Source organism: Pseudomonas asplenii (assembly GCF_001293465.1).
GTDB lineage: Bacteria > Pseudomonadota > Gammaproteobacteria > Pseudomonadales > Pseudomonadaceae > Aquipseudomonas > Aquipseudomonas fuscovaginae_B.
Map to the genome: position 1 here is coordinate 328,527 of NZ_JSYZ01000019.1, position 26,720 is coordinate 355,246.

Consider the following 26,720-nt stretch of genomic DNA (forward strand, 5'->3'; position numbering starts at 1 on the left):
TAGTCATGGCCAGGCGTCGCCACCACGAAGAGCATGTGAACCACGAGCGTTGGCTGGTCTCCTATGCCGACTTCATCACCCTGCTGTTCGCGTTCTTCGTGGTCATGTATTCGATCTCGTCGATCAACGAAGGCAAGTACAAGATCATTTCCCAGGCGCTGGTCGGCGTGTTCACCGATGCCGACCGCAGCATCAAGCCGATCCCCATCGGCAACGAGCGCCCGGTCACCGTCAAGCCGGCCGATCCGCTGATCAAGGATGCCGAGCAGACCGACGCGGCCCTGGGGCAGGGCGCGGCGGACCCGCTCAAGAGCATCGCCGACGATATCAGCGCGGCGTTCGGCGACCTGATCAGCTCCAACCAGATGACTGTGCGCGGCAACGAACTGTGGGTGGAGATCGAACTCAATTCCGGTCTGTTGTTCGGCAGCGGCGATGCCTTGCCCAGCGACAAGGCGTTCGACATCATCGCCAAGGTGGCGAAAATCCTGAAGCCGTTCGACAACCCGATCCATGTCGAGGGCTTCACCGATGATCAGCCGATCCGCACGGCGCAGTATCCGACCAACTGGGAACTGTCCTCGGCGCGTTCGTCGAGCATCGTGCGGATGATGGCGATGGAGGGGGTCAACCCGCAGCGCATGGCGTCGGTGGGTTATGGCGAGTTCCAGCCGGTGGCCAACAACGCCACGGCCGAAGGGCGCGCGCGCAATCGCCGGGTGGTACTGGTGGTGTCGCGCAACCTCGACGTGCGACGCAGCCTGACCGGTACCGGCACCGCCAATGCAACACCCGATGCGGCATTGAAGCGGGCTGGCACACAAACTGCACCGCCAGCGGTAAAGCAAGCGGTACGCGAGAGCTCCGTCAATTCTCCGGCACCTGCTCTATAACTTGGCGCTATTTCTCGGCGGGCCTGGGGTTTGGCCGGGAGGAACACACTGAATGAGAGTCTGGGCAGTAGCCAATCAAAAAGGTGGCGTCGGTAAGACCACTTCCTCCATCGCTCTGGCCGGGCTGCTGGCCGAGGCGGGCAAGCGTGTGGTCGTCGTCGACCTCGACCCGCACGGGTCGATGACCAGCTACTTCGGCTACGATCCGGACACTCTGGAGCACAGCAACTTCGACCTGTTCCAGCACAAGGGCCAGGTGCCCGAGGGCCTGCCGGGCCAGTTGCTGCTGTCCACCAGTGACGAACGGATTTCCCTGCTGCCGTCCAGCACCGCGCTGGCGACCCTCGAGCGCCTGTCGCCGGGTCAGAGCGGCCTTGGCCTGGTGATCGCCAAGAGTCTGGCGCAGCTGTGGCAGGACTTCGACTACGCGGTGATCGACAGCCCGCCGCTGCTGGGCGTGCTGATGGTCAATGCATTGGCGGCCAGCCAGCAGCTGGTGGTGCCGGTCCAGACCGAACACCTGGCGGTGAAAGGCCTGGAGCGCATGGTCAACACCCTGGCGATGATCAACCGATCGCGCCGCCAGGCCTTGCCGTTCACCATCGTGCCGACCCTGTTCGACCGGCGTACCCAGGCCTCCATGGGCACCTTGCGGGTACTGCGCGACAAGTTTCCCGAGGCGATCTGGCAAGGCTACATACCGGTCGACACACGCCTGCGCGATGCCAGCCGGGCAGGGGTCACGCCCTCGCAGTTCGACGGCAAGAGCCGGGGCGTGCTGGCCTACCGTGCCTTGCTCAAGCATCTGCTGGCCCAGCAGCTCGTACCGCAGGTGGCCTGACGTGTTGCGCTCAAGTCACCTGCCGTTTCAGCCGATAACTCCTACAGGACACTGTAGCGGGACATTTTCATGGGCATTCAGATGATCCGTCCCGTCGATATCACTACCCGTCCGCAACTGGCGCTGCAGTCCTATCTGGACGCCTTGCTCCAGGAGGCGACCGAAGAACTGCCGGTGGAGCTGGCGGTCGAGCCGGCAGTCGAGATCCCGCTGCCGGTCGAACCCGAGCCGGTCAGCGAGCTGGATGAATTCCAGGCCGCGGTGCTGGAGGAACAGGCCCGCGATGCCCTGGCCGCCCAGGCGCTGGCGGTGGCGTCAGCGCCGCTGGCCAAGGTCGACGTGCCAGTGGCCCGGGCCGAGGTGCCGGTGGCCGAGCCGGTCGCGCCGGTGCTGGTGGAGCCGGTGGTCGAGGTGCATCTGCCTCCCGCCGAGCACACGCCACCGCCGCCGGTGGCGGGCGATTCGCGTCCGTATTGGGCGGCGGAGCCGTTCGAATGCCTGTTGTTCGACGTCGCCGGGCTGACCCTGGCGGTGCCGCTGGTCTGCCTCGGGTCGATCTATTCCCTGGCCGGCCAGGAGCTGACGCCACTGTTCGGGCAACCGGAATGGTTCCTCGGCATACTGCCGAGCCAGGCCGGTAACCTGAAGGTGCTGGATACCGCCCGCTGGGTGATGCCCGATCGCTATCGCGACGACTTCCGCCAGGGGCTGCAATACGTTATTTCGGTTCAGGGCTATGAGTGGGGGCTGGCGGTGCATCAGGTCAGCCGTTCGCTGCGCCTGGACCCCAACGAGATCAAATGGCGCACCCAGCGTGGGCAGCGGCCGTGGCTGGCTGGCACGGTCATCGAACACATGTGTGCGTTGCTCGACGTCTCCGAGCTGGCCGAGTTGATCGCCAGCGGTGCCGTCAAGCAAATGCAGTTGAACAAGCCGACATAAACAACAGCCCAGGGCGACCAGTGCGCCAGGGCGTCAGACAGCACACACACCGTATCAACGGTAATCGAGGGGCAGGGGTATGAATAAGTCAGCGTCTTCACAGGGTTCCGATGATCCAATCCTGCAGTGGGTGACGTTCAAGCTGGACAATGAGTCCTACGGCATCAACGTGATGCGGGTCCAGGAAGTCCTGCGCTATACCGAAATCGCCCCGGTACCGGGTGCGCCAAGCTACGTGCTGGGGATCATCAACCTGCGCGGCAACGTCGTCACCGTGATCGACACCCGCCAGCGTTTCGGCCTGATGCCGACCGAGGTCAACGACAACACCCGTATCGTCATCATCGAGGCTGATAAGCAGGTGGTCGGGATCATGGTCGACAGCGTGGCGGAAGTGGTCTACCTGCGTCAGTCGGAAGTCGAGACCGCACCGAACGTCGGCAACGAAGAGTCGGCCAAGTTCATCCAGGGCGTCTGCAACAAGAACGGCGAACTGCTGATCCTGGTCGAGCTGGACAAGATGATGACTGAAGAAGAATGGTCCGAGCTGGAGAGCATCTGATTGATTCTTGAGGTCGTAGTCATCCTCCTGGTCCTGTTGTGGATCGGGACAGTGGTGATGTTCCTGATCCACGTGCGCAATCAGCAGAAGATTGCCGCACAGCAGGCCGAGGGTGATGCGTTGCGAGACCAGCGCATCAAGGAACTGGCCCGTCGGGTCGACAACTTTCAGAACGGCACGGTGCGCATGGGCGAGGATCTGCACGAGTTGCGTGCGGTGGTCGCGCCCCTGCCGGACAAGCTGGCCCAACTGGAACAGCGCGATCCCTCGACCCTGTCCTTCGCCCAGGCCGCCCGGCTGGTCGGCATGGGGGCCAGCGTCGATGAACTGACCCAGGCCTGTGGGCTGACCCAGGCCGAAGCCGAGCTGATGAGCAAGCTGCATCGCAGTTGAGCCGGACGCAGCTCCGTCCGTGGTCGGCTGGCGGATAGGGCAGGGTTCAGGCAGGCCTCCCGGCCTGCCTTCACATTCAGTAATCGTCGCCCCGCTCGGTCACGTCCTTTTCCAACGGCTGCGGCAGCGGCTCGAAACCCTGGGGTACCTTGCCCTTCAGATTCCAGGCGAAAGCGATGATCACCGCGATGGTTCGGTACAGCTCCTCGGGAATGCTGTCGCCCAGTTCCAGGCGTGCCAGCAGTTTCACCAGCTCGGCGTTCTCGTAGATCGGCACTTCGTAGTCGCGGGCCAGCTTGAGGATGGCTTCGGCCAGTGCCTCGTCGCCCTTGGCTGTCAGGGTCGGGGCCTGCTGGCCGTCGTACTTGAGGGCGATGGCCTGGCGTGGGGGGTTGGGGTTTCTCATGCGGTTTCGTCGACCCAGCGTTGTTCCAGTCGGGTTTGATTGCCCTGCGGCGGCGTGCCCCGGTGGCAGTCGAGTTCGCCGACGTTGAGCCCGGAGGCGAGCAGGCGCTCGCGCAGGGCGTCCAGCTGGCTTTCGATCAGGCTTGCGGTTTGCTCGCGTTCGGCCCAGAGATGGCCGGACAGGCTGCCGCTCAGCAGTTGCGCCTGGACGTGCAGCGGGCCCAGCGGGTCGAGGTCGAAGGCCAGCTCCACGCGCCACAACTGGGCTTTCTGTTCGCGTGGCTCGGACTTCTCGGACGATGGCCGTTCTTCCCGTTCCTCGCGCTGGATCCTGACCTGCAGGGGCACGATGTCCTGCAGGTTGCGCATGGGAATTTCCAGTTGCCAGGTGGTCTGCAGGTTGCCATCAGGGGTGCGGCCGGTCTGTTCCAGGCTCGACAGCTGGTGGCTCTGCAGGCGTGAGACGGCTGCCGCGGCGAGGCGCAACAGGTTCTCCAGGTCGCCTTCGCCGGCCAGGTTCTGCAGCAGCCGCGAGGGCAGCGGAAAGCTGATCGGCTGTGGCTTGCCGCCGACCTGGCCGAGCGCACCCAGAGCGCTGCGGACAAAGCCCGGCAGGGCCTGGGCGAGCACCGCGGCGCTGGCGCCCGGGTTGCTCGCGGCACCGTCCGGCAACTGCGGCATGATCTGCGCGATCAGGCGCAGCAGGTTGCCCTTGAGGTCGGGCACCATGGCCGGGTTCTGGCCCGCCAGCAGCCTGGCTTCGAGGAACAGCCCGCTGTTCTGCAGGAGCTGGGCCAGGGTCTTGGGATTGCTCAGTTGGCTGATGTCCGGCAGGTCGCCGAGCAGGGTGGCGATGGCGCTGCGCAGTTCGGCCGGCAGCCCGGCGCTATCCGGCAGGTTCTGCAGGCTGTTGAGCAGGCCTTCCAGCGAGCCTTGGCGGCCTTGCTGGGCGAGCAACTGTTGGGTCACCGCCAATTGGTCCAGGCGTGCGCCCTGCGGTACGAAGGTCAGGCTCTGCGAGCCTTCGACCAGGGCGCTGAGCAGGCTGCCGATGCGCAGCGGTTGCGGGCTGTCGAGGGTCAGCGTGGTGCCGCTGAGGGCGGTGTTGAGCAGGCCCACCAGCGAACGATAGACCTGCGGCTGGCCCGGTACCTGCGGCAATGCCTGGCTGGTCAGGACCTTGCCCTGCAACAGCGTGCCGACCGGCAGTTGCGTGGTGTCGAGGCGGGTCAGGGCGGCGACGCTGGCACTGAGCGCCTGTTGCACGGTGATCGCCAGGTTGCCGGCCGAGGGCTGGGTCACGGTCAACTGGGCGCCCTGGGGCAGAGGCTGGTTGCTGCTGGCCTGCACGGTGGTCTGGCGGCCGTTGTCGGTGGTCAGCTTGAGCAGCAGCTGGAAGGTCTGGTCGGTCTGTTTGAGCGACAGCACATCGGCCCTGGCGCTTTGCCCGGGGGCGATCAGTCCTTCCTGTGGCAGTGTCAGCTTCAGCAATTCGCCGGCGAGCACTGCCGGGCGGCTGCCGGCCGGAATCAACTGGGCCAGCCCAGGGATATTGAATTCGCCTGTCATCGGGTCGCAACCTGTCGAGATAGCCCTCTTGGGAGTAGGGCAATGCATGTATAATGCCGCGCCGTCTCCCGAAACAATGTTCAAACTATCGCATAAATTGACCCAGCTCTCTGGAACGGGCTGCAAAAGCATTTATGCTGCCTTACGTTAACGGCCGCGTCATGGCCGACTTGAGAACCGCAAAAGGCTTCGATCATTTGACCAGCCCTCTTCTAGAAGCCGTAGCGCTTGCCTGTGAGCGTGATTGGCGGATGCTGTTCGAGAACCTCGAACTGCGCCTGAGTCCCGGCGACATGTTGCAGATCAGCGGCCCCAACGGCAGCGGCAAGACCAGCCTGCTACGCCTGCTGGCCGGCTTGATGCAGCCCACCAGCGGCGAGATCCGCCTCAATGGCCAGCCGCTGAACAGCCAGCGCAGCGAACTGGCGCGCACGCTCCTGTGGATCGGCCATGCCGCCGGGATCAAGGACTTGCTGAGTGCCGAGGAGAACCTGCGCTGGCTTTGTGCACTGCACCGGCCGGCCGAGCGCGAGGCGATCTGGCAGGCCCTGGCCGCTGTCGGCCTGCGCGGTTTCGAGGATGTGCCCTGTCATACCCTGTCCGCCGGCCAGCAGCGCCGCGTGGCCCTGGCCCGGCTGTACCTGGACAGCCCGCCGCTGTGGATTCTCGACGAACCCTTCACCGCCCTCGACAAGCAGGGCGTGGCGCAACTGGAAGAGCACCTGGCCGGTCATTGCGAGCGGGGCGGCATGATCGTGCTGACCACCCACCACAGCCTGACGCGGGTGCCGGCCGGTTACCGCGACCTCGATCTCGGGCGGTGGGCGGTATGAGCGTTTTCGGTCTATTGTTTGCCCGCGAGGCGCGGCTGTTGTTCCGCCGTCCGGCCGAGCTGGCCAACCCGCTGGTGTTCTTCGCCATCGTGATCGCGCTGTTTCCGCTGGCGGTCGGTCCCGAGACGAATATGTTGCAAACCTTGTCTCCGGGGCTGGTCTGGGTCGCGGCGCTTTTGTCCGTCCTGCTCTCGCTGGACGGGCTTTTCCGCGGTGATTTCGAGGATGGTTCCCTGGAACAGTGGGTCCTTTCGTCGCACCCCCTGGCCCTTCTGGTGCTGGCCAAGGTGCTGGCACACTGGGTGTTTTCCGGGCTGGCGCTGGTGCTGCTGTCACCCTTGCTGGCGCTGATGCTCGGCTTGCCGACGGCCTGCCTGCCGGTGCTGCTGTCATCGCTGCTGCTGGGCACGCCGGTGCTGAGCCTGCTCGGTGCGGTGGGCGCGGCGCTGACGGTGGGGCTCAAGCGTGGTGGCCTGTTGTTGGCGCTACTGATCCTGCCGCTGTATATCCCGGTACTGATTCTCGGCAGCGGGGCCCTGCAGGCCGCGTTGCAGGGCATGCCGGCAACGGGTTATCTGCTCTGGCTCGGCAGCCTGGCCGCCCTGGCGGTGACCCTGGCACCTTTTGCAATAGCGGCTGGCCTGAAGATCAGCGTCGGCGAATAATGAGGTCTGGCCGGTTTCCGGCCAGCAAAGACCCTGGATGTACCGTGATGAACTGGACTTGGTTTCATAAGCTGGGCTCGCCCAAATGGTTTTATGGCATCAGCGGGCGCCTGCTGCCCTGGCTGAGCATCGCCGCCGTACTGCTGATCGGCAGCGGCGTGGTCTGGGGGCTGGCCTTCGCGCCTCCGGACTATCAGCAGGGCAACAGCTTTCGCATCATCTACATCCATGTGCCGACGGCCATGCTCGCCCAGTCCTGCTATGTGATGCTGGCGGTCTGCGGGGTGGTGGGGCTGGTGTGGAAGATGAAACTGGCCGATGTCGCCCTGCAGTGCGCGGCACCCATCGGTGCCTGGATGACCGCCGTGGCGCTGGTCACCGGCGCCATCTGGGGCAAGCCGACCTGGGGCGCCTGGTGGGTGTGGGACGCGCGCCTGACCTCGATGCTGATCCTGCTGTTCCTCTATTTCGGCCTGATCGCCCTGGGCAACGCCATCACCAACCGTGACAGCGCGGCCAAGGCCTGTGCGGTGCTGGCGATCGTCGGCGTGATCAACATCCCGATCATCAAGTACTCGGTGGAGTGGTGGAACACCCTGCACCAGGGCGCGACCTTCACCCTGACCGAGAAGCCGGCGATGCCGGTGGAAATGTGGCTGCCGCTGCTGCTGACCGTGCTCGGTTTCTACTGCTTTTTCGGTGCCGTGGTGCTGCTGCGCATGCGCCTTGAAGTGCTCAAGCGCGAGGCCCGGGCCAGTTGGGTCAAGGCCGAGGTCCTGAACGAACTGGAGGCGGCCCGATGAGTTTTACTTCATTCGGCGATTTTCTCGCCATGGGTCATCACGGCCTGTACGTCTGGTCGGCCTATGGCATCTGCCTGGCGGTCCTGCTCATCAACGTCGCCTCGCCGCTGCTCGCCCGTCGGCGTTACCTGCAACAGGAGGCGCGTCGTCTGCGCCGGGAGAAGAGTCAGTGAACCCGCTGCGCAAGAAACGTCTGATCATCATCCTGGCGATCCTGGTCGGGGTCGGTGCCGCCGTCGGCCTGGCCCTGAGTGCGCTGCAGGAAAACATCAACCTGTTCTACACCCCGACCCAGATCGCCAATGGCGAAGCACCGCTGGATACCCGCATCCGCGCCGGCGGCATGGTGGAGAAAGGTTCGCTGGTGCGTTCCAGCGACTCGCTGGACGTGAAATTCGTCGTCACCGATTTCAACAAGTCGGTGACCATCAGCTACCGCGGCATTCTCCCCGACCTGTTCCGCGAAGGGCAGGGTATCGTCGCCCTCGGCAAGCTGAACGCCCAGGGCGTGGTGGTGGCCGACGAGGTGCTGGCCAAGCACGATGAGAAATACATGCCGCCGGAAGTGACCAAGGCACTCAAGGACAGCGGCCAGGCCGCCCCGACGCCTGCGAAGGAGGGTTGATCATGATTCCCGAGCTTGGCCACCTGGCCATGATCCTGGCGCTGTGCTTTGCCCTCGTGCAGGCCAGCGTCCCGCTGCTCGGCGCCTGGCGTGGCGACCGCCTGTGGATGAGCCTGGCGCAGCCGGCGGCCTGGGGGCAGTTCGCCTTTCTCGCCTTCGCCTTCGGCGTGCTGACCTACGCGTTCATGACCGACGACTTCTCCGTCGGCTATGTCGCCAACAACTCCAACAGCGCCTTGCCCTGGTACTACAAGTTCAGTGCCGTGTGGGGCGCCCACGAAGGGTCGCTGCTGCTCTGGGCGCTGATCCTCGGTGGCTGGACCTTCGCCGTGTCGGTGCTCTCGCGGCAACTGCCGCAGGCGATGCTGGCGCGGGTGCTGGCGGTGATGGGCATGATCAGTTCCGGCTTCCTGCTGTTCCTGATCCTCACCTCCAACCCGTTCTCGCGCATCCTGCCGCAGATTCCGGCGGACGGTCGCGACCTCAACCCGCTGTTGCAGGACATCGGCCTGATCGTCCATCCGCCGATGCTGTACATGGGCTATGTCGGGTTCTCCGTGGCCTTCGCCTTCGCCATCGCCGCGTTGCTCGGCGGCCGCCTCGACGCGGCCTGGGCGCGCTGGTCGCGGCCGTGGACCATTGTCGCCTGGGCCTTCCTCGGCCTCGGCATCACCCTGGGCTCCTGGTGGGCCTACTACGAGCTTGGCTGGGGTGGGTGGTGGTTCTGGGACCCGGTGGAAAACGCCTCGTTCATGCCCTGGCTGGTCGGCACGGCGCTGATCCACTCGCTGGCGGTCACGGAAAAGCGCGGCGTGTTCAAGAGCTGGACGGTGCTGCTGGCCATTGCCGCATTCTCCCTCAGCCTGCTGGGGACCTTCCTGGTCCGCTCGGGTGTGCTGACCTCGGTGCACGCGTTCGCTTCCGACCCGGCCCGTGGGGTGTTCATCCTGATCTTCCTGCTGTTCGTGGTCGGCGGTTCGCTGACGCTGTTCGCCCTGCGTGCGCCGGTGGTGAAGAGTCATGTCGGCTTCGGCCTGTGGTCCCGCGAAACGCTGCTGCTGGCCAACAACCTGGTGCTGGTGGTGGCTGCCTCGATGATCCTGCTGGGGACCCTGTATCCGCTGGTGCTCGATGCCTTGAGCGGCGCCAAGCTGTCGGTGGGGCCGCCATACTTCAATGCGCTGTTCATCCCGCTGATGGCGGTGCTGATGGCGGTGCTGGCGGTGGGGGTGCTGGTGCGCTGGAAAGACACCCCGGTGAAATGGCTGGTGGGCATGCTGACCCCGGTCCTGCTCGGCAGCGTGGCGCTGGCGGCGGTGGCCGGCCTGGTCTACGGCGATTTCAACTGGGCGGTGCTGGCGACCTTCCTGCTGGCGGCCTGGGTGGTGCTGGCGGGGGTGCGCGACATTCTCGACAAGACCCGTCACAAGGGCCTGTTCAAGGGCCTGCCGAGCCTGACCCGCAGCTACTGGGGCATGCATCTGGCGCACCTGGGCATCGCCGTCTGCGCCCTCGGCGTGGTGCTGTCGAGCCAGGAGAGCGCCGAGCGCGACCTGCGCCTGGCGCCGGGTGAAGCCATGGAGCTGGCCGGTTATCAGTTCGTCTTCGAAGGCGCCAGGCACTTCGAGGGGCCGAACTTCACCTCGGACAAGGGCACCATCCGGGTGCTCGACAAGGGCCGGGAGGTGGCCGTGCTGCACCCCGAGAAACGTCTCTACACCGTGCAGCAATCGATGATGACCGAAGCCGGCATCGATGCCGGTTTCACCCGTGACCTCTACGTCGCCCTCGGCGAGCCGCTGGGCGATGGTGCCTGGGCGGTGCGGGTGCACGTCAAGCCGTTCGTGCGCTGGATCTGGTTCGGTGGCCTGCTGACCGCCCTCGGTGGTGCGCTGGCGGCGCTGGACCGGCGTTACCGGCTCAAGGTCAAGAGCCGGGTCAGGGAAGCATTGGGCATGAGCGGAGCGACTGCATGAAGCGTTGGATAATGGTAGTGCCACTGGCCGTGTTCCTGGTGGTGGCGGTGTTCCTGTATCGCGGGTTGTACCTGGACCCGGCCGAGTTGCCATCGGCGATGATCGGCAAGCCGTTCCCGGCGTTCTCCCTGCCCGATGTGCAGGGCGGGAAGACCCTGACCCAGCTCGATCTGCATGGCCAGCCGGCGCTGGTCAACGTCTGGGGCACCTGGTGTATCTCCTGTCGGGTCGAGCACCCGGTGCTGAACAAGCTGGCGCAGCAGGGCGTGCGGATCTACGGGGTGAACTACAAGGACGACAACGCCGAGGCGCTGAAGTGGCTGAAGGACTTCCACAATCCTTACCAGCTGGATATCCGTGACGAGCAGGGCAGCCTGGGCCTGGACCTGGGCGTGTACGGCGCACCGGAGACCTTCTTCATCGATGCCAAGGGTGTGATCCGCCACAAGTATGTCGGGGTGATCGACGAAGTGGTCTGGCGCGAGCAACTGGCGCCGGTGTACCAGGCACTGGTGGACGAGGCGCGACCATGAAGCGTTGGCTGGCCGCCGTGGCCCTGGGCCTGACCCTGACCGGCGTGGCCCACGCCGCCATCGACACCTACGAGTTCGCCAACGAGGCCGAGCGCGAGCGTTTCCGCGACCTGACCAAGGAACTGCGCTGCCCCAAGTGCCAGAACCAGGACATCGCCGACTCCAACGCGCCGATTGCCGCCGACCTGCGCCGGGAGATTTTCCGCATGCTCGGTGAGGGCAAGGACAATCAGCAGATCATCGACTTCATGGTCGATCGGTATGGCGACTTCGTCCGCTACAAGCCGGCCCTGACCGGCAAGACCGCGCTGCTCTGGTTCGGCCCGGCCGGGCTGCTGCTGGGGGGCCTGGTCGTGATCGCCGTGATCGTCCGCCGGCGCCGCGCCCAGCGCAGCGAAACCCCGGACGTGCTTTCCGCCGAGGAGCGCGAGCGCCTCGACCACCTGCTGGATAAGAACCGCGAATGATTGATTTCTGGCTTGCTACCGGTCTGTTGTTACTGATTGCCCTGAGTTTCCTGCTGATCCCCATCCTGCGCGATCGCCGCGTCCGCCAGGAAGAGGATCGCACCGCGCTGAACGTGGCGTTGTACCAGGAGCGTGTGGCTGAGCTGCAGGCGCAGCGCGACGACGGCGTACTGACGCTCGAACAGATGGACAGTGCCCGTGCCGAGGCGGCTCGCGAGTTGCTGGCCGATACCGATGGCCTGGCCCCGGCGCCGGTTTCGCGGCTGGGCAGGCCGCTGCCGTTGCTGGCGGCGCTGCTGGTGCCGGTGCTCGGGCTGGTGCTGTACCTGCACTTCGGTGCCAGTGACAAGGTCGAACTGACCCGCGAATTCGCCCAGGCCCCGCAATCGATGGAAGACATGACCCGCCGCCTGGAGCGTGCGGTCGCCGCCCAGCCGGACTCGGCCGAAGGCCTGTACTTCCTGGGGCGGGCGTACATGGCCCAGGACCGGCCGGCGGACGCGGCGAACCTCTTCGAACGTACCGTCAAGCTCGCCGGGCGCCAGCCCGAGTTGCTCGGGCAGTGGGCGCAGGCGCGCTACTTCGCCGATGGCAAGCGCTGGTCGCCGCTGCTCCAGGCGTTGACCGACGAGGCGCTGAAGGCCGATCCCAACGAAGTCACCAGCCTCGGCCTGCTCGGGATCGCCGCCTTCGAGGGCGAGCGTTACCAGGAGGCGATTGATCACTGGAAGCGCCTGCTGGTGCAACTGCCGGCGCAGGATCCGTCCCGCGCCGCCTTGCAGGGCGGGATCGACCGGGCGACCGAGAAGCTGCTCGCCAGTGGCGGCAAGGTTGCCGCGGCGCCTGCCGCCGCGGTCGGAAAGGGCGCGCTGCTCAAGGTGCGTGTCGACCTGGCGGCGCAGCTCAAGGCCAAGGTCCAGCCGGGCGACAGCGTGTTCGTCTTCGCCCGTGCCACCCAGGGGCCGCCGGCACCGCTGGCGGCCAAGCGCCTGACGGTGGCCGACCTGCCGGCCACGGTGGAGCTGGGCGATGCCGACGCAATGATGCCGCAATTGAAACTGTCGAACTTTCCTGAAGTCCAACTGGTTGCACGGATCTCCCGCGCCGGCCAGCCGACGGCCGGCGAGTGGATCGGACGTAGCCAGCCCCTGGCCAGCAGTACCGCCGCGCAACAGAACCTGACCATCGACAGCCCGGACAAATAGAGAACCCGCCATGACCGCCATCGCTCGCCTCACCCTGTTAACGCTGGTCCTGGGGTTGAGCGCCTGTACGGTCCAGCGCCCGTCGGCACCGACGGGCCCGACGATCCCGCCGTCCGTTCCGACGACCAAGCCCTATCCCCCGGCAACACCGGGCAAGCCGATTCCGGCGACCAAGCCGCGTCCGAGCACTTCGGCGACCTTTGCCCCACCGCCTGGCGGTCGCAGCCACTGGGACGGGCAGATGGGCGTGTACGTGCTCGACAACCAGCCCAACACTTTCTATCGCCAGCGCACCTACTATCGCTGGGACAACGGCTGGAGCCGTTCGATCAGCCCCAACGGGCCCTGGGAAGAAACCGACATCCACGGCGTGCCGCCGGGGTTGGGCAAGCAGTTCGCGCAGTAACCTCTAGGCGCCCGGCGCCTGCAAGGCGTACACGTTCTGCGTCACAAGAGCGGACGCCGAGCGTCCAGAGAGGTATTCCCACGCGGAGCGTGGGAATGCTCGGGGGGCGGGGTATTACTTACTTGCCATAGATCTGGTCGAACACGCCACCGTCATTGAAGTGGGTCTTCTGCACCGTGCGCCAGTCGCCGAAGGTCTTCTCCACCGAGAGGAAGTCGACTTTCGGGAAGCGGTCGGTGAACTTCGCCAGTACCTTCGGATCACGCGGACGCAGGTAGTTCGCCGCAGCGATTTCCTGGCCTTCCGGTGACCACAGGTACTTCAGGTATTCCTCGGCCGCCGCACGGCTGCCTTTCTTGTCCACCACCTTGTCGACCACGCTCACCGGCGGCTCGGCCTCGGCGGAAACGCTCGGGTAGATGACTTCGAACTGGTCGCGACCGAACTCGCGGGCAATCATTTCCGCTTCGTTCTCGAAGGTCACCAGCACGTCGCCGATCTGGTTGGTCATGAAGGTGGTGGTGGCGGCACGGCCACCGGTATCCAGCACCGGCACCTGCTTGAACAGCTTGCCGACGAAGTCCCTGGCCTTGTTCTCGTCGCCGCCGTTCTTCAGCACATAGCCCCATGCCGACAGGTAGGTGTAGCGACCGTTACCCGAGGTCTTGGGGTTCGGCACGACCACTTGCACGCCTTCCTTGAGCAGGTCCGGCCAGTCCTTCAATGCCTTCGGATTGCCCTTGCGCACAATGAACACGGTGGCCGAGGTGAACGGCGCACTGTTGTTCGGCAGACGGGTGACCCAGTTCTCCGGTACCAGCTTGCCGTTGTCCGCCAGGGCGTTGATGTCGGTCGCCATGTTCATGGTGATCACATCCGCCGGCAGGCCGTCGATCACGGCACGCGCCTGTTTGCTGGAGCCGCCGAAGGACATCTGCACGGTGACGTTTTCGTTGTGCTCGGCCTGCCAGTGCTTCTGGAAGGCGCTGTTATAGTCCTTGTAGAAGTCCCGCATCACATCGTAGGACACGTTCAGCAGGGTCGGGGCGGCCTGGGCGATGCCACCGAAGGCCAGGCCAGCGGCCAGGAGCGAGGCGCCAAAGAGTTTTTTCACTGCGCATTCCTTGTTCGGGTCAGAGAGAGGGCAATTTGCCAGCAACTATAACGGCGAGCGCATAGTCGCTAAAAGATTAAAAAGTACTTTGCTTATTCCAGCTTCTTGAACAACGCATTGCCGCAACGGGAGCAGAAGGCCGCCGCGGGTTCATGGCTGTCCTTGCGACACACCGGGCACGCATGCTTGAGCTGTTCGCCGCGCAGGGCCGTGGCCAGTTCGGCGGTGAAGATCCCGGTGGGCACGGCGATGATCGAGTAACCGGTGATCATCACCAGCGACGAAATGATCTGCCCCAGCACGGTCCTGGGCACGATATCGCCATAGCCGACCGTGGTCAGGGTGACGATCGCCCAGTAGATGCCCTTGGGGATGCTGGTGAAGCCGTGCTCGGGGCCTTCGATCACATACATCAGGGTACCGAACACGGTCACCAGGGTGCACACGCCGAACAGGAACACCAGGATCTTCTGCTTGCTGCCGCGCAGCGCGTCGAGCAGGTAGTGGGCCTGCCTGAGATAGGGTGCGAGCTTGAGCACGCGGAAGATCCGCAGCATGCGGATGATGCGGATGATCAGCAGGTACTGCGCATCGCTGTAGTACAGCGCGAGGATCCCCGGCACGATCGCCAGCAGGTCGACCAGTCCATAGAAGCTGAAGGCATAGCGCAGCGGCCGTGGCGAGCAGTTGAGGCGCACCAGGTACTCGGCGGCGAAGATCAGCGTGAAGCCCCATTCGATCCCGGCGAGGAGGCCGGCGTAGTTCTGGTGGATGTTCTCGATGCTGTCCAGGACCACCGTCACCAGGCTGGCGAGGATGATCAGCAGAAGGATCTTGTCGAAGCGCCTGCCGGCGACGGTATCGGTTTGAAAAATCATGACGTAGAGCCGTTGGCGCCAGTCGTTGTTGCTGTTCATGAGGTGTTGCCCAAGTGGTCGATGCCGCAAGGGTGGGGCAAGGGCGGGCAATCCGCAAGCCGGGACCGGCGTGGGTGCGTTACCGCGCACTACGGCGGCCCCAGGCCTTGCGTGCCGTCCCGGCTGTCGCCGTTTTCACAGGGGCGGACGCTGCATCCGCGCCACGGCCCGGCTCAGCCAGCAGGCGAGGATGAACGGTGCGGTCAGTGGCGACAGGCCCAGGCTGGCGAGGGCCGGTGTCAGCAGGATCGCCAGGAGCATGCCGCCCAGTGCCAGCCAGGGGCGGCGCTGCAATGGGCTCAGGGCCAGTCCGGCGAGGGCGGCGTTGTAGCCGTTCAGTCCCGCCAGGGCCGGGCTGGCTTCGCTGCAAAGGCCGAACACCAGTCCCATGCCACTGCCGAGCACTGCCCACAGCGCCGCCCGCCGGTTGGCCAGCAGCAAGCCGGTCAGTATCAGGCCGCCTGCCAGTGGCTCGTCGAGGAACATGATCTGCCCGAAACCCTTGGAGATCGCTTGCAGCAGCCTGGGCAGATCCGCTTCGGCCGGGGCTGCCTCTGGCGCAAGGTGCGTGCTGAACGCCAGCAGTGTCCAGCCGAGCAGGACAAAGGGCGCAGTATAGGTCGGCAGTCTCCTCGGCCAGTGGCGCACGAGTATCGCGCTCAGGCCGCCGGCGGCGATGATCAGCAGCGGCAACAGCGGTGAACAGGGGAGATGCAGGCCGATCAGCAGGCCCAGCAGGACGCCGTTGTAGCTGTACAGGCCGGCCTGGCGTTCGGCCTTGGGATAGCCACGGCGCTGGGCCGTGATCAGGCCGGCGAGACCACCGAGCAGGGCGCCGCCGAGCAGGCCCGGGGCGCCGCAGAGGATTGCCAGCAGGCAGAACAGGCCGCAGAGCGGATGGCGCTGGAGAACGATCTGACTGAAACCGTTGAACAGGGCGGTGGCCCAGTCGGGGCAGTCGCAGGTGGCCGGGCCGGGGGTGGCGAGGGTTTTGACTTTCTTGTCAGGCGTCATGTGCAGTGCGCCCCTGGCTCGCGCTGTCGAAAATCAGGATGGCGCGCAGGTCGTTGACGTTGGTTCGGGTCGGCTCGGTGACGACCAGCGCGTCCAGCGCGGCGAAGGCCGTGGCAAACAACTGACGCAGGAATTCTTGCGGATCGACCGACATGGCGGGCTCCCGGATTTATTGTTATGTCATGGCGGGCAAGATTCTTGTAGGGACCGAATGCTGTCGAGGCTCACCCCTGTGGGGGCCGGACTCATCCGCGAAGCGGGTGGCGCTTGTTCGCGGATAAATCCTGCTCCCACAGAAGCAGGCGTTTCACAGGTGCAGGTTCCGAGCGGGAAACGGGAGTTACTGGTCGCGGATCGAGAAGTTGGCCATATGCTCCAGCCCCTTGATCAGCGCCGAGTGGTCCCATTCGCTGCCACCGATGGCCGCACAGGTGCTGAACACCTGCTGGGCGTTGGCGGTGTTGGGCAGGTTGATACCCAGCTCGCGGGCGCCGGCCAGGGCCAGGTTGAGGTCCTTCTGGTGCAGGTTGATGCGAAAGCCCGGGTCGAAGGTGCCCTTGATCATGCGCTCGCCGTGGACCTCAAGGATTCTCGACGAGGCGAAGCCGCCCATCAGCGCCTCGCGGACCTTGGCCGGGTCGGCACCGTTCTTCGCCGCGAACAGCAACGCCTCGGCGACTGCCTGGATGTTCAGGGCGACGATGATCTGGTTCGCCACCTTGGCGGTCTGGCCGTCGCCGTTGGCCCCGACCAGGGTGATGTTCCTGCCCATGTTCTGGAACAGCGGCAAGGCGCGGGCAAAGGCCTGGCTGTCGCCGCCGACCATGATGCTCAGGGTCGCGGCCTTGGCCCCGACCTCACCGCCGGACACCGGTGCGTCGAGGTACTGCGCGCCTTTTTCGTTGATCTTCGCGGCGAAGTCCTTGGTGGCGCTGGGCGAGATCGAGCTCATGTCGATGACGATCTTGCCCGGGCCGGCGCCGGCGGCAATCCCGTCGGCACGAAACAGCACGTCTTCCACCTGCGGGGTGTCGGGCACCATGACGATGATGAACTCGGCCTCCTGGGCCACTTCCCGGGGGGTGGCCAGAGCCACCGCACCGGCGGCGACCAGGTCGGCCGGAGCGCTGGCGTGGTGCTGGGAAAGGAACAGGCTGTGGCCTGCCTTCTGCAGGTTCGAAGCCATGGGGTGGCCCATGATGCCGGTGCCGATGAAACCGATTTTAGCCATGAGAAAATCCTCTTGTTACCTGTGCCAAAGGAGGGGAAGCGTTCAGATCGCGTTGTGGCTCTTCAGCCAGCCGAGGCCCGCCTCGGTGGTGGTCAGCGGCTTGTATTCGCAGCCGACCCAGCCCTGGTAGCCGATGCGGTCCAGGTGTTCGAACAGGAAGCGGTAATTGATCTCGCCGGTGCCGGGCTCGTTGCGGCCCGGGTTGTCGGCGAGCTGGACGTGATTGATTTCGCCCAGGTGATTGCTCAGGGTCCGGGCCAGGTCTCCTTCCATGACCTGCATGTGGTAGATGTCGTATTGCAGGAACAGGTTGGCGCTGCCGACCTGTTCGCGAATCGACAGGGCCTGGGCCGTGGTGTTGAGGTAGAAACCGGGAATGTCGCGGGTGTTGATCGCTTCCATCACCAGCCGGATGCCGGCGGCCTGGAGCTTGTCCGCGGCGTACCTGAGGTTCTCGACCAGGGTCTTCTCCAGGAAGGCTTCGTCGAAACCCTGTGGGCGAATCCCGGCCAGGCAGTTGATCTGGCTGTTGCCGAGCACCTGGGCATAGGCGATGGCCAGATCGACACCGCCGCGGAATTCCTCGACGCGATCCGGGTGGCAGGCGATGCCGCGCTCACCCTTGGTCCAATCGCCGGCGGGCAGGTTGAACAGCACCTGGGTCAGGCCGTGGGCGTCGAGTTGCGCCTTGATCTCGGCGGAACTGAAATCGTAGGGGAACAGGTATTCCACGCCGCTGAAGCCGGCATCGGCGGCGGCCTTGAAGCGGGCGAGGAAGTCCTGTTCGGTGAACAGCATGGACAGGTTGGCGGCAAAACGTGGCATGGCGGTCTCCGGTGTTGATACGGCGGGTTGCTGGCTACTCAGGCGGTGTAGGAGCGGGCTTGCCCGCGAAGAAGGCCGCGGGCCTTCAGGCGCTTCGCGGGCAACCGAGCGTCGGCCGGCCGCTCCCACATTCGCCGAGGGGTCAGTCGAGCAGCGCGATAGCGGTCGGCGCATCGTTGCCGACCAGGGCCAGGTCCTCGAACTCGTTGATGGCGTTGATCTCGGTGCCCATGGAAATGTTGGTGACGCGCTCGAGGATGATTTCGACCACCACCGGTACCCTGAACTCATCGATCAGTTCCCGGGCCTGGCGCAGTGCCGGCTGGATCTGGTCTGGCTCGAACACGCGCAGCGCCTTGCAGCCCAGGCCCTCGGCCACGGCCACGTGGTCGACGCCATAACCGTTCAGTTGTGGCGCGTTCAGGTTGTCGAAGGACAACTGCACGCAGTAGTCCATGTCGAAGCCGCGCTGGGCCTGGCGGATCAGCCCCAGGTAGGAGTTGTTCACCACCACGTGGATGTACGGCAGCTTGAACTGTGCACCCACCGCCAGCTCTTCGATCATGAACTGGAAGTCGTAGTCGCCCGACAGCGCCACCACCTTGCGCTGCGGATCGGCCTTGACCACCCCGAGCGCGGCCGGAATGGTCCAGCCCAGTGGGCCGGCCTGGCCGCAGTTGATCCAGTGGCGCGGCTTGTAGACGTGGAGGAACTGCGCACCGGCGATCTGCGACAGGCCGATGGTGCTGACGTAGCAGGTGTCCTTGTCGAACGCCAGGTTCATCTCCTCGTAGACACGTTGCGGCTTGACCGGCACGTTGTCGAAGTGGGTCTTGCGCTGCAGGGTGGCCTTGCGCTGCTGGCAATCCTTGAGCCAGGCGCTGCGGTTCCTCAGCTTGCCGGCGGCCTGCCATTCGCGGGCCACGTCGATGAAAACGGTCAGGGCCGAGGCCGCGTCGGAGACGATGCCCAGGTCGGGGGTGAATACCCGGCCGATCTGGGTCGGCTCGATATCGACATGGATGAACTTGCGGCCTTCGGTGTAGACCTCCACCGAGCCGGTGTGGCGGTTGGCCCAGCGGTTGCCGATGCCCAGCACCAGGTCGGACTTGAGCAGGGTGGCGTTGCCGTAGCGGTGCGAGGTCTGCAGGCCGACCATGCCGACCATCAGCGGGTGATCGTCGGGCAGGCTGCCCCAGCCCATCAGGGTCGGGATCACCGGGATGCCGGTCAGCTCGGCGAACTCCACCAGCAGTTCGCTGGCGTCGGCGTTGATGATCCCCCCGCCGGCCACCAGCAGTGGCCGTTCGGCCTGGTCGAGCAGGGCCAGGGCCTTCTCGGCCTGGATCCGCGTGGCGCCGGGTTTGACCAGCGGCAGCGGCTGGTAGGTGTCGATGTCGAATTCGATTTCGGCCATCTGCACGTCGAAGGGCAGGTCGATCAGCACCGGGCCGGGGCGGCCCGAACGCATTTCGTAAAAGGCTTTCTGGAAGGCATAGGGCACCTGGCCCGGCTCCAGCACGGTGGTCGCCCACTTGGTCACCGGCTTGACGATGCTGGTGATGTCCACGGCCTGGAAGTCTTCCTTGTGCAGGCGGGCACGGGGCGCCTGGCCGGTAATGCAGAGGATCGGGATCGAGTCGGCGCTGGCGCTGTACAGGCCGGTGACCATGTCGGTGCCGGCCGGGCCCGAGGTGCCGATGCACACGCCGATGTTGCCGGCCTTGGTGCGGGTATAGCCCTCGGCCATGTGCGAGGCACCTTCAACGTGGCGCGCGAGGACGTGATCGATGCCGCCGACTTTCTGTAGTGCCGAGTACAGCGGGTTGATGGCGGCGCCGGGAATGCCGAAGGCGGTGTCGACCCCTTCGCGGCGCATCACCCACACGGCAGCTTCGATTGCTCTCATTTTGCTCATTGTTTTGTGCCTCTTAGGTTTTGTAATTGTATACAAGTGGCTTTTCATCGAGTGTATTCACGGCCAATGGCGCAGGTCAATTCATTTTCTTGAATCGGCGTGGCATTCGTCCGGATCACAAAAAACCGCGGAGCTTGCGACATTTTGTCAGTGATTTGAATTTTTTGTATACAAAAATATATTTTATTGTGTTCTATTTGTGATGCGGAATTGCTCCCGCGCGGAGCGCCAAAGACTTTCCAAAACAATGAGGACGGCACCCATGAGCGCTTTAACCCTGAAAGTCGCAGTCAGCCTGGCCGGTCAGGCGATCGCTGCGGGCCGGATGATGTGCGCGGCGCCGCTGACCATTGCGGTACTCGATGGTGGCGGGCATCTGGTGACTTTGCAGCGGGAGGACGGAGCCAGTCTGTTGCGGCCGCAGATCGCCATCGGCAAGGCCTGGGGCGCGATCGCCCTGGGCAAGGGCTCGCGTCTGCTGGCGCTGGATGCGCAGCAGCGGCCGGCGTTCATCGCCGCCTTGAACGGGTTGGGGCAGGGCAGTGTGGTCCCGGCGCCGGGTGGGGTGCTGATCCGCGATCAGGCCGGGCAGGTGGTGGGGGCGATCGGCATCAGTGGCGATACGTCGGATATCGACGAGCAGTGCGCGATCAGTGCGATCGAGGCATTGGGGCTGACGGCGGATGCGGGGGTATCAGCCTGATCCAGGTGAGCGCCTTTTCGCGGGCAAGCCCTGCTCCTACAGGAAACGTGTGCACACAAATCTGGTGTTCGCCCCGTACTGTAGGCGCGTGGCTTGCCCGCGAAAGGGGCGCCTCGTTTTACTGGTCGGGCTCGCATCCCTTGAGCACCAGCCGCACGATGGTCTGCGTTGCCGCTTCATAGTCGGCGTCATCGAGCTTGGCCTTGCCGGTGATCGCCGAGATCTGCCAGTCGAAGTCGGCATAGGTCTGGGTCGCGGCCCAGATGGTGAACATCAGGTGGTTGGGATCGACCGGGGCGATCTGGCCGCGGTCGATCCAGCTCTGGATACACTCGATGTTGTGCCGGGCCTGGGCGTTGAGCTGTTCGACCAGGTCGGGGCTCAGGTGCGGAGCGCCGTGCATGATCTCGCTGGCGAACACCTTGGACGCCGCCGGCAGATCGCGGGAGATGCGGATCTTCGAACGGATGTAGCCGGCCAGCACCTCGCCGGGCACGCCGTCGGGATTGAACGGCGTCGAGGCCTGCAGGATCGGTTCGATGATGCTTTCCAGGACCTCGCGGTAGAGGTTGTCCTTGGACTTGAAGTAGTAATAGACGTTGGGCTTGGGCAGGCCGGCCCGGGCGGCGATGTCGCTGGTCTTGGTGGCGGCGAACCCCTTGTCGGCGAACTCTTCACTGGCTGCGCGCAGGATCAGTTCTTTGTTGCGTTCGCGGATGGTGCTCATAAAGCGGGTCATTCCTTGCCTGTCCGGGCGGTTGGGCATGGTAGCACCGGGTCTGCGGCAGGCCAAGATTGCCTGCCCGCGCGCCCGCCAAGGCAAGCGAGGCGGGCATGGCGGGTGGTTTTTCTTCACCCGGCCGCCCGTTTCGGCGGCTCTCGGCAATGGCGGCTCTACAGCACCAGGCGCGGCAGCCAGAGCGACAGCGCCGGGATATAGGTCACGGCCATCAGCACCAGGAACAGCACGCCGTAGAACGGCAGCAGTGCGGTCACGGTCTTCTCGATGCTCACCTTGCCCACCGCCGAGCCGACGAACAGCACCGCGCCCACCGGCGGGGTGATCAGGCCGATCCCCAGGTTCACCAGCATGATCATGCCGAAGTGCACCGGGTCGACGCCGATGCCGAGAATCACCGGCATCAGGATCGGCGTGAGGATCAGGATCAGCGGCGCCATGTCCATCACCGTGCCGAGCAACAGCAGCATGGCGTTGATGCACATCAGGATCACGTAGCGGTTGTCCGACAGGGTCAGGAACAGCGTGGTGATCTTCGCCGGGATCTGCATCAGGGTCATGATGTAGCCGAAGCTGGCGGCGAAGCCGATCAGGATCATCACGATGGAGATGGTTCGCACGGTGCGATGCATCAGCTTGGGCAGCTCGCGCCACTGGTAGTCGCGGTAGATGAACATGGTTACGAAGAATGACCAGAGCACCGCAATCGCCGCCGACTCGGTCGCGGTGAACACCCCCGAGAGAATCCCGCCGAGAATGATCACCATGGCCATCAGGCCCCATAGCGCATCGGCGCAGATCTTCAGGGCCTGGCGCAGGGGAATGACCTCGCCCTTGGGGTAGTCGCGCTTTTTCGCGAAGATCAGGCACAGCACCATCAGGCAGGCGCTCATCAGCAGTCCCGGCACCACCCCGGCCATGAACAGCGAGGCGATGGACACCGTGCCGCCGGCCGCCAGCGAGTAGAGCACCGAGTTGTGGCTGGGTGGGGTCAGCAGGGCCTGGACCGAGCCGCTGACCGTGACCGCGGTGGAGAAGTCGCGCGGGTAGCCGCGGCGCTCCATCTCCGGAATCAGCACCGAGCCGACCGAGGCGGTGTCGGCCACCGACGAACCGGAAATCGCCCCGAAGAAGGTCGAGGCCATGATGTTCACCAGGGACAGGCCGCCGCGGACGAAACCCACCAGCACCCCGGCGAACGCCACCAGCCGCCGCGACATGCCGCCCTCGGCCATGATCGCGCCGGCGAGGACGAAGAACGGAATCGCCATCAGCGAGAACTTGTTCACGCCGCCGGCGACCTGGATCATCAGGGCCTGGAACGGGATGTCGATCCACCAGGCGCCGATCAGCGCCGAGAGCCCGAGGGCGTAGGCCACCGGCATGCCGATGAGGATCAGCAGGATAAAACTGCCCAACAGGATCACGGCGTCCATTCACACGGCTCCTTCGTTTTCTTCGACCAGGTCGAAACGCACCACGCGGCGCTGGCTCTGGTCGCCCAGCAGGAGTTTTTCCAGGACGAACACCAGGGTCAGGCAACCGCCCACGGGGATCGGCATGTAGCTGATGCCGACCCGCAAGGTCGGCAGCGCGCTCATGAACTGGTTCCAGGTCGAGGCGCAGAGCTTGGCGCCCCAGACGGTCATGAACAGGCAGATGGTCGCCATCAGCACCTGCGCGACCAGCGCGGCAGCCGAGCGCAGGGCAGGGTTCAGGCGGTCGGTCAGCATGGCCACGGCCATGTGCGCGCCGGCGCGGTAGCTGGAGGCTGCGCCGATGAAGGTGAACACCATCATCAGCAGGATCGCGGTGGGCTCCGGCCAACTGGAGCCGGTGCCGAGGACGTAGCGGGCGAAGATGCCCCAGGGGATGATCAGGCTGATGGCGAGGATCGCCAGGCCCGCGACCCAGACACAGGCCATGTAGAGCCGATCGTTGATCAGCAGCACGAGATTCTTCATCGGATTTCACCGTTACCCGCCGGTCCGCGCTGGACGCGCATGGCGGCGGGCCTTCCATGTGGGTGGGGGCGTTACTCGACCGCTTCGATGCGGCTCATCAGCTCGGCGTAGGGGGCGCCGTATTTCTGGCGGATCGGGGCGGTGGCCTCGTAGAAGGGTTTCCTGTCGACTTCGACGAACTCGACGCCGGCGGCCTTGAGCTTCTCTTCGCTGCTGGCGGACTTGGCATCCCACAGGTCACGCTGTTCCAGCTGCGCCTGGCGGGCGGCCTGGCGGACCAGGGTCTGCTGTTCGGGGGTGAGCTTCTCCCAAGTGCTTTTGGAGATCACCAGCGGTTCCGGGAGGATCAGGTGACCGGTCAGGGCGTAGTATTTGGCGTTCTGGTAGTGGTTGTGTTCGAGCAGGGTCGGCGGGTTGTTTTCCGCGCCATCGATGACCCCGGTCTGCAGGGCGCTGAAGATTTCGCCGGTGTCCATGGCGATGCCGTTGCCGCCCATGGCGTTGATGGTTTCGATGAACAGCGGGTTGCCCTGTACGCGAATCTTCATGCCCTTGAGGTCGGCCAGGCTGCGTACCGGTTTCTTGGTGTAGAGGTTGCGGGTGCCGCCATCCATCCAGGCCAGGGCCACCAGGTTGAATTCGGACTGGGTGATCTTGTCGAGGATCTCCTGGCCGATCTCGCCGTCGATGATCTTGCGCATGTGCGCCTGGTCACGGAACACGAAGGGCATGTTGAACACGTTCACGTCCGGCACCACCGGGCCGACGATGCCGAGGCTGACCCGGGCCATCTGGATCGCGCCGATCTGGGTCTGCTCGACCACTTCCTTTTCCGAGCCGAGCACGCCGCCGGAGAACATCTTGAAGGTCAGTTGGCCGTTGCTCTGCCGGGTCAGGGCCTTGCCCATGTTTTCCTCGGCGACCACGGTGGGGTAGCCGGCGGGGTGCACGTCGGCGAACTTGATTTCCAGGGCCTGGGCCAGGTGGCTGAAACCAAGGGCGAGGGGGAGTGCGGCGACAAGAAGCTTGCGTCTGAAGTCCATGGGGCAATTCTCCGTCTTGTTGTTATTGTCTGGCTGCTTCGTTCAAAACTCGCTGCAGGCGCCGCTGGGCGCCGGGAATCAGGCGTTGAAAAAAGGTTCCTCCAGGCCTTGGACGCCGGGCCGCAGGGCGAACACGCCGCCGGCCAGGGGCTGGTCGTGCAGATCGCCGCCGGGGCGGATCGAGGTGACGAACAAGGTGCCCAGGTCGCGACCGCCGAAGGCGCACATGGCCGGCTTTTTCACGGGCACCGCGAGGGAGCGGTCGAGGCGACCGTCGGGTGTGAAGCGATGGATCAGGCCGTCGTCGTTGCCGCAGATCCAGTAGCAACCGTCGACATCCATGGCGGCGCCGTCGGGGCGTCCCGGATGTTGCCGCATGTCGACGAACAGCCGGCGGTTGTAGGGCGTGCCGCTGTCCGGGTCGTAGTCGAAGGCCCAGATCGATTGCACGCCGGGGTGTGAGTCGGACAGGTACATCGTCCTGCCCTCCGGGCTGAACGCCAGGCCATTGGGCACGATCAGCCCGTCCAGTTGTGCCACCAGCGGTGCTGTCTGCCCGGCCTCGTAGCGATACAACGCACCGACCGGGCGGCCAAGGCCCATGTCCATCAGCATGGTGCCGGCCCAGAAGCGGCCCTGGCGGTCGCAGCGGCCATCGTTGAAGCGCATGTTGGGAAGGGCATGGGGAACTGCCGTGAGCCGCTGGCTGTGCAGGCGTTCTTCGGTGCCCGCCTGCAGGCGGAACAGGCCGCTTTCCAGGCCGGCGATCCAGCTGCCGTCGCGGCTGCGGGCGATGCAGGCGAGCATTTCCGGCGCTTGCCAGCTGCGGGTCTGCCGACTGTCGGCGCTCCAGCGGTGCAGGCGGCGGGCGGGGATGTCGACCCAGTAGAGGGCCTGTTCGTGCACGCTCCACACCGGGCTTTCCCCGGTGGCGTTGCGGGCGTCGAGAATCAGTTCAGCGTCCATGGCGGTTCCCTTGCCGGAAGATGGGGGCTTGCTCAGTCGCCGAAGGGACCGGCTGCGACGAAGGCGCCGCCCTGGTAGATCAGCGTCGGGTCGTCCGCCGGCGGTGCCGGCTGGGCCTCGATCTCGGCGCGGAACGGCTCGGAGCTGTCCCTGGGCTGGTAGCCGAGGTGGGCGGCGAGGTGGTTGTCCCACCAGATGGAGCGGTTGGCGGAGACACCGTAGACCACGGTGTGGCCGACGTTCGGGGTATACAGGGCGCGTTCGAGCAGTTGGGTCAGGTCGTCGAAGCTCAGCCAACTGCTGAGCATGCGGCGGTTCTGCGGCTGGGCGAACGACGAGCCGATGCGGATGCTGACGGTCTCGATGCCGTAGCGATCGAAATAGAAGCTGGCCATGTCCTCGCCGTAGGACTTGGACAGCCCGTAGTAGCTGTCCGGGCGATGCGGGGCGCGGGCGTCGAGGGTCTCGCTCTGCTTGTAGAAGCCGATCACATGGTTGGAACTGGCGAAGATCACGCGCTTGACGCCGTGGCGGCGGGCGGCTTCGTAGATGTGGAAGACGCCGCAGATGTTGGCGCCGAGGATCTCCTCGAAGGAGCGCTCCACCGAGACGCCGCCGAAGTGCAGGATCGCGTCCACGCCTTCGACCAGATGATGTACCGCCTGCTTGTCGGAGAGATCGCAGGGATGGACTTCCTCGCGGTCGTCGATGGCCGGAGCCATTTCGGCGATATCGGAAAGGCGCAGGATACGGGCGTAGGGGCGCAGGCTCTCGCGCAGTACCTTGCCCAGGCCACCGGCCGCGCCGGTGAGCAGAAGACGGTTGAAGGGCGGCGGGGTCGGTGTCGCTGGGGTCATGGCGAGGCCCTGGTCGGAGGTTTATTGTTGTGTTGTCGTCCGTTGTCGTACGACATTTTTCTGGATTATCGTCAGCGCGAAACGGCTTTGTCAATGTAATGGGGTGAGTGATTCGTCGTGATTGCCGGTCGTAGATTTTGCAAGATGTTTCGAGTTCAGGGGGCGAGGTTTCCCCATGTCTGGGTTTTCATTCATGACCCTTGTGGGAGACGGCCGGGCGGCGCTCCCACAGGTCATGCATTCACAATGACTACCGCTGCTACAGCAGCGAAATCGGATAACTGATGAACAGGCGGTTCTCGTCGAACTCG

Annotated in this window: 30 protein-coding genes and 1 pseudogene; 16 read left to right on the forward strand and 15 right to left on the reverse strand. The window is 65.0% G+C overall.

Features of this window, described 5'->3' with window-relative positions:
* Positions 1-5 precede the first annotated feature (5 nt).
* The 5 genes from motD to PF66_RS24900 all read left to right on the forward strand — a co-directional run bounded on the left by motD (position 6) and on the right by PF66_RS24900 (position 3,631).
* The gene (motD, locus tag PF66_RS24880; protein ID WP_054061401.1) at positions 6-893 is read left to right on the forward strand and encodes a flagellar motor protein MotD; all 888 of its coding nucleotides are present in this window, start codon (positions 6-8) and stop codon (positions 891-893) included.
* 52 nt (positions 894-945) lie between these two features.
* Entirely contained in the window at positions 946-1,734 is a 789-nt protein-coding gene (locus PF66_RS24885) for a ParA family protein (RefSeq protein ID WP_054061402.1), read from the forward strand.
* Positions 1,735-1,803: 69 nt separating this feature from the next.
* On the forward strand, positions 1,804-2,676 hold the full coding sequence (locus PF66_RS24890; RefSeq protein ID WP_054064090.1) for a CheW domain-containing protein: 873 nt from the start codon (positions 1,804-1,806) through the stop codon (positions 2,674-2,676).
* Positions 2,677-2,755: 79 nt separating this feature from the next.
* Positions 2,756-3,238 (forward strand): chemotaxis protein CheW, encoded by a 483-nt coding sequence (locus PF66_RS24895; RefSeq protein WP_010449884.1) that lies wholly within the window; start codon positions 2,756-2,758, stop codon positions 3,236-3,238.
* Complete coding sequence (locus PF66_RS24900) at positions 3,239-3,631, forward strand: DUF2802 domain-containing protein (protein ID WP_054060529.1); 393 nt, start codon at positions 3,239-3,241, stop codon at positions 3,629-3,631.
* A 76-nt stretch (positions 3,632-3,707) separates the two neighbouring features.
* On the opposite strand, the gene PF66_RS24905 is transcribed toward PF66_RS24900, so the two are convergent.
* Together PF66_RS24905 and PF66_RS24910 are read right to left on the reverse strand one after the other, a co-directional pair.
* Entirely contained in the window at positions 3,708-4,037 is a 330-nt protein-coding gene (locus PF66_RS24905) for an EscU/YscU/HrcU family type III secretion system export apparatus switch protein (protein WP_054060530.1), read from the reverse strand.
* Positions 4,034-5,605, reverse strand: coding sequence for a flagellar hook-length control protein FliK (locus PF66_RS24910; protein WP_054060531.1), 1,572 nt, complete (start codon positions 5,603-5,605; stop codon positions 4,034-4,036). Before PF66_RS24910 ends, PF66_RS24905 begins: the two co-directional genes overlap by 4 nt.
* A gap of 161 nt (positions 5,606-5,766) precedes the next feature.
* On the opposite strand from PF66_RS24910, the gene ccmA reads away from it, so the two are divergent.
* From ccmA to PF66_RS24960, 10 genes are read left to right on the forward strand one after another with little or no spacing between them, the layout of a single operon-like run.
* The gene (gene ccmA / locus PF66_RS24915) at positions 5,767-6,438 is read left to right on the forward strand and encodes a cytochrome c biogenesis heme-transporting ATPase CcmA (RefSeq protein WP_162491354.1); all 672 of its coding nucleotides are present in this window, start codon (positions 5,767-5,769) and stop codon (positions 6,436-6,438) included.
* The gene (gene ccmB / locus PF66_RS24920; protein ID WP_054060532.1) at positions 6,435-7,103 is read left to right on the forward strand and encodes a heme exporter protein CcmB; all 669 of its coding nucleotides are present in this window, start codon (positions 6,435-6,437) and stop codon (positions 7,101-7,103) included. The genes ccmA and ccmB overlap by 4 nt, the downstream gene beginning before the upstream one ends.
* A gap of 44 nt (positions 7,104-7,147) precedes the next feature.
* On the forward strand, positions 7,148-7,906 hold the full coding sequence (locus PF66_RS24925) for a heme ABC transporter permease (protein WP_192842782.1): 759 nt from the start codon (positions 7,148-7,150) through the stop codon (positions 7,904-7,906).
* Positions 7,903-8,079, forward strand: coding sequence for a heme exporter protein CcmD (ccmD, locus tag PF66_RS24930; protein WP_054064091.1), 177 nt, complete (start codon positions 7,903-7,905; stop codon positions 8,077-8,079). The genes PF66_RS24925 and ccmD overlap by 4 nt, the downstream gene beginning before the upstream one ends.
* Positions 8,076-8,531: a cytochrome c maturation protein CcmE gene (gene ccmE / locus PF66_RS24935; protein ID WP_054064092.1), complete on the forward strand. Its 456-nt coding sequence runs from the start codon at positions 8,076-8,078 to the stop codon at positions 8,529-8,531. The genes ccmD and ccmE overlap by 4 nt, the downstream gene beginning before the upstream one ends.
* A gap of 2 nt (positions 8,532-8,533) precedes the next feature.
* Complete coding sequence (locus PF66_RS24940; protein ID WP_054060536.1) at positions 8,534-10,507, forward strand: heme lyase CcmF/NrfE family subunit; 1,974 nt, start codon at positions 8,534-8,536, stop codon at positions 10,505-10,507.
* The gene (locus PF66_RS24945) at positions 10,504-11,040 is read left to right on the forward strand and encodes a DsbE family thiol:disulfide interchange protein (RefSeq protein ID WP_054060537.1); all 537 of its coding nucleotides are present in this window, start codon (positions 10,504-10,506) and stop codon (positions 11,038-11,040) included. The genes PF66_RS24940 and PF66_RS24945 overlap by 4 nt, the downstream gene beginning before the upstream one ends.
* Positions 11,037-11,507 (forward strand): cytochrome c-type biogenesis protein, encoded by a 471-nt coding sequence (locus PF66_RS24950; RefSeq protein WP_017906324.1) that lies wholly within the window; start codon positions 11,037-11,039, stop codon positions 11,505-11,507. Before PF66_RS24945 ends, PF66_RS24950 begins: the two co-directional genes overlap by 4 nt.
* Positions 11,504-12,712: a c-type cytochrome biogenesis protein CcmI gene (ccmI, locus tag PF66_RS24955; protein ID WP_054064093.1), complete on the forward strand. Its 1,209-nt coding sequence runs from the start codon at positions 11,504-11,506 to the stop codon at positions 12,710-12,712. The genes PF66_RS24950 and ccmI overlap by 4 nt, the downstream gene beginning before the upstream one ends.
* Before the next feature lie 10 nt (positions 12,713-12,722).
* Positions 12,723-13,118, forward strand: coding sequence for a hypothetical protein (locus PF66_RS24960; protein WP_054064094.1), 396 nt, complete (start codon positions 12,723-12,725; stop codon positions 13,116-13,118).
* A gap of 118 nt (positions 13,119-13,236) precedes the next feature.
* Here the strand turns inward: PF66_RS24960 and PF66_RS24965 are convergent, their stop codons facing one another.
* From PF66_RS24965 to gcl, 7 genes and pseudogenes are all read right to left on the reverse strand, one after another.
* Positions 13,237-14,232 carry a sulfate ABC transporter substrate-binding protein gene (locus PF66_RS24965; RefSeq protein WP_054064095.1) on the reverse strand — a complete coding sequence of 332 codons (996 nt, stop codon included), beginning with the start codon at positions 14,230-14,232 and terminating at the stop codon, positions 13,237-13,239.
* Positions 14,233-14,324: 92 nt separating this feature from the next.
* The gene (locus tag PF66_RS24970) at positions 14,325-15,149 is read right to left on the reverse strand and encodes an ion transporter (RefSeq protein ID WP_054064096.1); all 825 of its coding nucleotides are present in this window, start codon (positions 15,147-15,149) and stop codon (positions 14,325-14,327) included.
* 135 nt (positions 15,150-15,284) lie between these two features.
* Complete coding sequence (locus PF66_RS24975; RefSeq protein WP_054064097.1) at positions 15,285-16,163, reverse strand: urea transporter; 879 nt, start codon at positions 16,161-16,163, stop codon at positions 15,285-15,287.
* Positions 16,153-16,269 (reverse strand): annotated as a pseudogene (locus PF66_RS33070) (hypothetical protein); the annotation flags it as partial. The gene PF66_RS24975 and the pseudogene PF66_RS33070, both read right to left, overlap by 11 nt.
* Positions 16,270-16,503: 234 nt before the next feature.
* The gene (locus PF66_RS24980; protein WP_054059553.1) at positions 16,504-17,394 is read right to left on the reverse strand and encodes a 2-hydroxy-3-oxopropionate reductase; all 891 of its coding nucleotides are present in this window, start codon (positions 17,392-17,394) and stop codon (positions 16,504-16,506) included.
* A 42-nt stretch (positions 17,395-17,436) separates the two neighbouring features.
* Complete coding sequence (gene hyi, locus PF66_RS24985; RefSeq protein WP_054059552.1) at positions 17,437-18,219, reverse strand: hydroxypyruvate isomerase; 783 nt, start codon at positions 18,217-18,219, stop codon at positions 17,437-17,439.
* Between the two features lie 142 nt (positions 18,220-18,361).
* On the reverse strand, positions 18,362-20,137 hold the full coding sequence (gene gcl, locus PF66_RS24990) for a glyoxylate carboligase (RefSeq protein WP_054064098.1): 1,776 nt from the start codon (positions 20,135-20,137) through the stop codon (positions 18,362-18,364).
* Positions 20,138-20,399: 262 nt separating this feature from the next.
* Between gcl and PF66_RS24995 the strand changes: the two genes are divergently transcribed.
* Positions 20,400-20,840 (forward strand): GlcG/HbpS family heme-binding protein, encoded by a 441-nt coding sequence (locus PF66_RS24995; protein WP_054059550.1) that lies wholly within the window; start codon positions 20,400-20,402, stop codon positions 20,838-20,840.
* 118 nt (positions 20,841-20,958) lie between these two features.
* On the opposite strand, the gene PF66_RS25000 is transcribed toward PF66_RS24995, so the two are convergent.
* From PF66_RS25000 to PF66_RS25025, 6 genes are all read right to left on the reverse strand, one after another.
* Entirely contained in the window at positions 20,959-21,567 is a 609-nt protein-coding gene (locus tag PF66_RS25000) for a TetR/AcrR family transcriptional regulator (protein WP_054064099.1), read from the reverse strand.
* A 167-nt stretch (positions 21,568-21,734) separates the two neighbouring features.
* A complete protein-coding gene (locus tag PF66_RS25005) occupies positions 21,735-23,015 on the reverse strand; it encodes a TRAP transporter large permease (protein ID WP_054059548.1) in 1,281 nt (426 codons plus the stop codon).
* Complete coding sequence (locus PF66_RS25010; RefSeq protein WP_054059547.1) at positions 23,016-23,543, reverse strand: TRAP transporter small permease; 528 nt, start codon at positions 23,541-23,543, stop codon at positions 23,016-23,018.
* Between the two features lie 71 nt (positions 23,544-23,614).
* Positions 23,615-24,586 (reverse strand): TRAP transporter substrate-binding protein, encoded by a 972-nt coding sequence (locus PF66_RS25015; protein ID WP_054064100.1) that lies wholly within the window; start codon positions 24,584-24,586, stop codon positions 23,615-23,617.
* A gap of 78 nt (positions 24,587-24,664) precedes the next feature.
* Positions 24,665-25,552: a glucurono-1,5-lactonase gene (locus PF66_RS25020; protein WP_054064101.1), complete on the reverse strand. Its 888-nt coding sequence runs from the start codon at positions 25,550-25,552 to the stop codon at positions 24,665-24,667.
* A gap of 32 nt (positions 25,553-25,584) precedes the next feature.
* Entirely contained in the window at positions 25,585-26,409 is an 825-nt protein-coding gene (locus PF66_RS25025) for an NAD-dependent epimerase/dehydratase family protein (RefSeq protein ID WP_054059544.1), read from the reverse strand.
* Between the last annotated feature and the right edge of the window lie 311 nt (positions 26,410-26,720).

Bases quoted from the DNA above. Each gene is read 5' to 3' on its own strand.
- motD (WP_054061401.1), top strand. From the start codon at position 6: ATGGCCAGGCGTCGCCACCACGAAGAGCATGTGAACCACGAGCGTTGG.
- PF66_RS24885 (WP_054061402.1), top strand. From the start codon at position 946: ATGAGAGTCTGGGCAGTAGCCAATCAAAAAGGTGGCGTCGGTAAGACC.
- PF66_RS24890 (WP_054064090.1), top strand. From the start codon at position 1,804: ATGGGCATTCAGATGATCCGTCCCGTCGATATCACTACCCGTCCGCAA.
- PF66_RS24895 (WP_010449884.1), top strand. From the start codon at position 2,756: ATGAATAAGTCAGCGTCTTCACAGGGTTCCGATGATCCAATCCTGCAG.
- PF66_RS24905 (WP_054060530.1), bottom strand. From the start codon at position 4,037: ATGAGAAACCCCAACCCCCCACGCCAGGCCATCGCCCTCAAGTACGAC.
- PF66_RS24910 (WP_054060531.1), bottom strand. From the start codon at position 5,605: ATGACAGGCGAATTCAATATCCCTGGGCTGGCCCAGTTGATTCCGGCC.
- ccmA (WP_162491354.1), top strand. From the start codon at position 5,767: ATGGCCGACTTGAGAACCGCAAAAGGCTTCGATCATTTGACCAGCCCT.
- ccmB (WP_054060532.1), top strand. From the start codon at position 6,435: ATGAGCGTTTTCGGTCTATTGTTTGCCCGCGAGGCGCGGCTGTTGTTC.
- ccmD (WP_054064091.1), top strand. From the start codon at position 7,903: ATGAGTTTTACTTCATTCGGCGATTTTCTCGCCATGGGTCATCACGGC.
- PF66_RS24940 (WP_054060536.1), top strand. From the start codon at position 8,534: ATGATTCCCGAGCTTGGCCACCTGGCCATGATCCTGGCGCTGTGCTTT.
- PF66_RS24945 (WP_054060537.1), top strand. From the start codon at position 10,504: ATGAAGCGTTGGATAATGGTAGTGCCACTGGCCGTGTTCCTGGTGGTG.
- PF66_RS24950 (WP_017906324.1), top strand. From the start codon at position 11,037: ATGAAGCGTTGGCTGGCCGCCGTGGCCCTGGGCCTGACCCTGACCGGC.
- ccmI (WP_054064093.1), top strand. From the start codon at position 11,504: ATGATTGATTTCTGGCTTGCTACCGGTCTGTTGTTACTGATTGCCCTG.
- PF66_RS24960 (WP_054064094.1), top strand. From the start codon at position 12,723: ATGACCGCCATCGCTCGCCTCACCCTGTTAACGCTGGTCCTGGGGTTG.
- PF66_RS24970 (WP_054064096.1), bottom strand. From the start codon at position 15,149: ATGAACAGCAACAACGACTGGCGCCAACGGCTCTACGTCATGATTTTT.
- PF66_RS24975 (WP_054064097.1), bottom strand. From the start codon at position 16,163: ATGACGCCTGACAAGAAAGTCAAAACCCTCGCCACCCCCGGCCCGGCC.
- PF66_RS24980 (WP_054059553.1), bottom strand. From the start codon at position 17,394: ATGGCTAAAATCGGTTTCATCGGCACCGGCATCATGGGCCACCCCATG.
- hyi (WP_054059552.1), bottom strand. From the start codon at position 18,219: ATGCCACGTTTTGCCGCCAACCTGTCCATGCTGTTCACCGAACAGGAC.
- gcl (WP_054064098.1), bottom strand. From the start codon at position 20,137: ATGAGCAAAATGAGAGCAATCGAAGCTGCCGTGTGGGTGATGCGCCGC.
- PF66_RS24995 (WP_054059550.1), top strand. From the start codon at position 20,400: ATGAGCGCTTTAACCCTGAAAGTCGCAGTCAGCCTGGCCGGTCAGGCG.
- PF66_RS25000 (WP_054064099.1), bottom strand. From the start codon at position 21,567: ATGAGCACCATCCGCGAACGCAACAAAGAACTGATCCTGCGCGCAGCC.
- PF66_RS25005 (WP_054059548.1), bottom strand. From the start codon at position 23,015: ATGGACGCCGTGATCCTGTTGGGCAGTTTTATCCTGCTGATCCTCATC.
- PF66_RS25010 (WP_054059547.1), bottom strand. From the start codon at position 23,543: ATGAAGAATCTCGTGCTGCTGATCAACGATCGGCTCTACATGGCCTGT.
- PF66_RS25015 (WP_054064100.1), bottom strand. From the start codon at position 24,586: ATGGACTTCAGACGCAAGCTTCTTGTCGCCGCACTCCCCCTCGCCCTT.
- PF66_RS25020 (WP_054064101.1), bottom strand. From the start codon at position 25,552: ATGGACGCTGAACTGATTCTCGACGCCCGCAACGCCACCGGGGAAAGC.
- PF66_RS25025 (WP_054059544.1), bottom strand. From the start codon at position 26,409: ATGACCCCAGCGACACCGACCCCGCCGCCCTTCAACCGTCTTCTGCTC.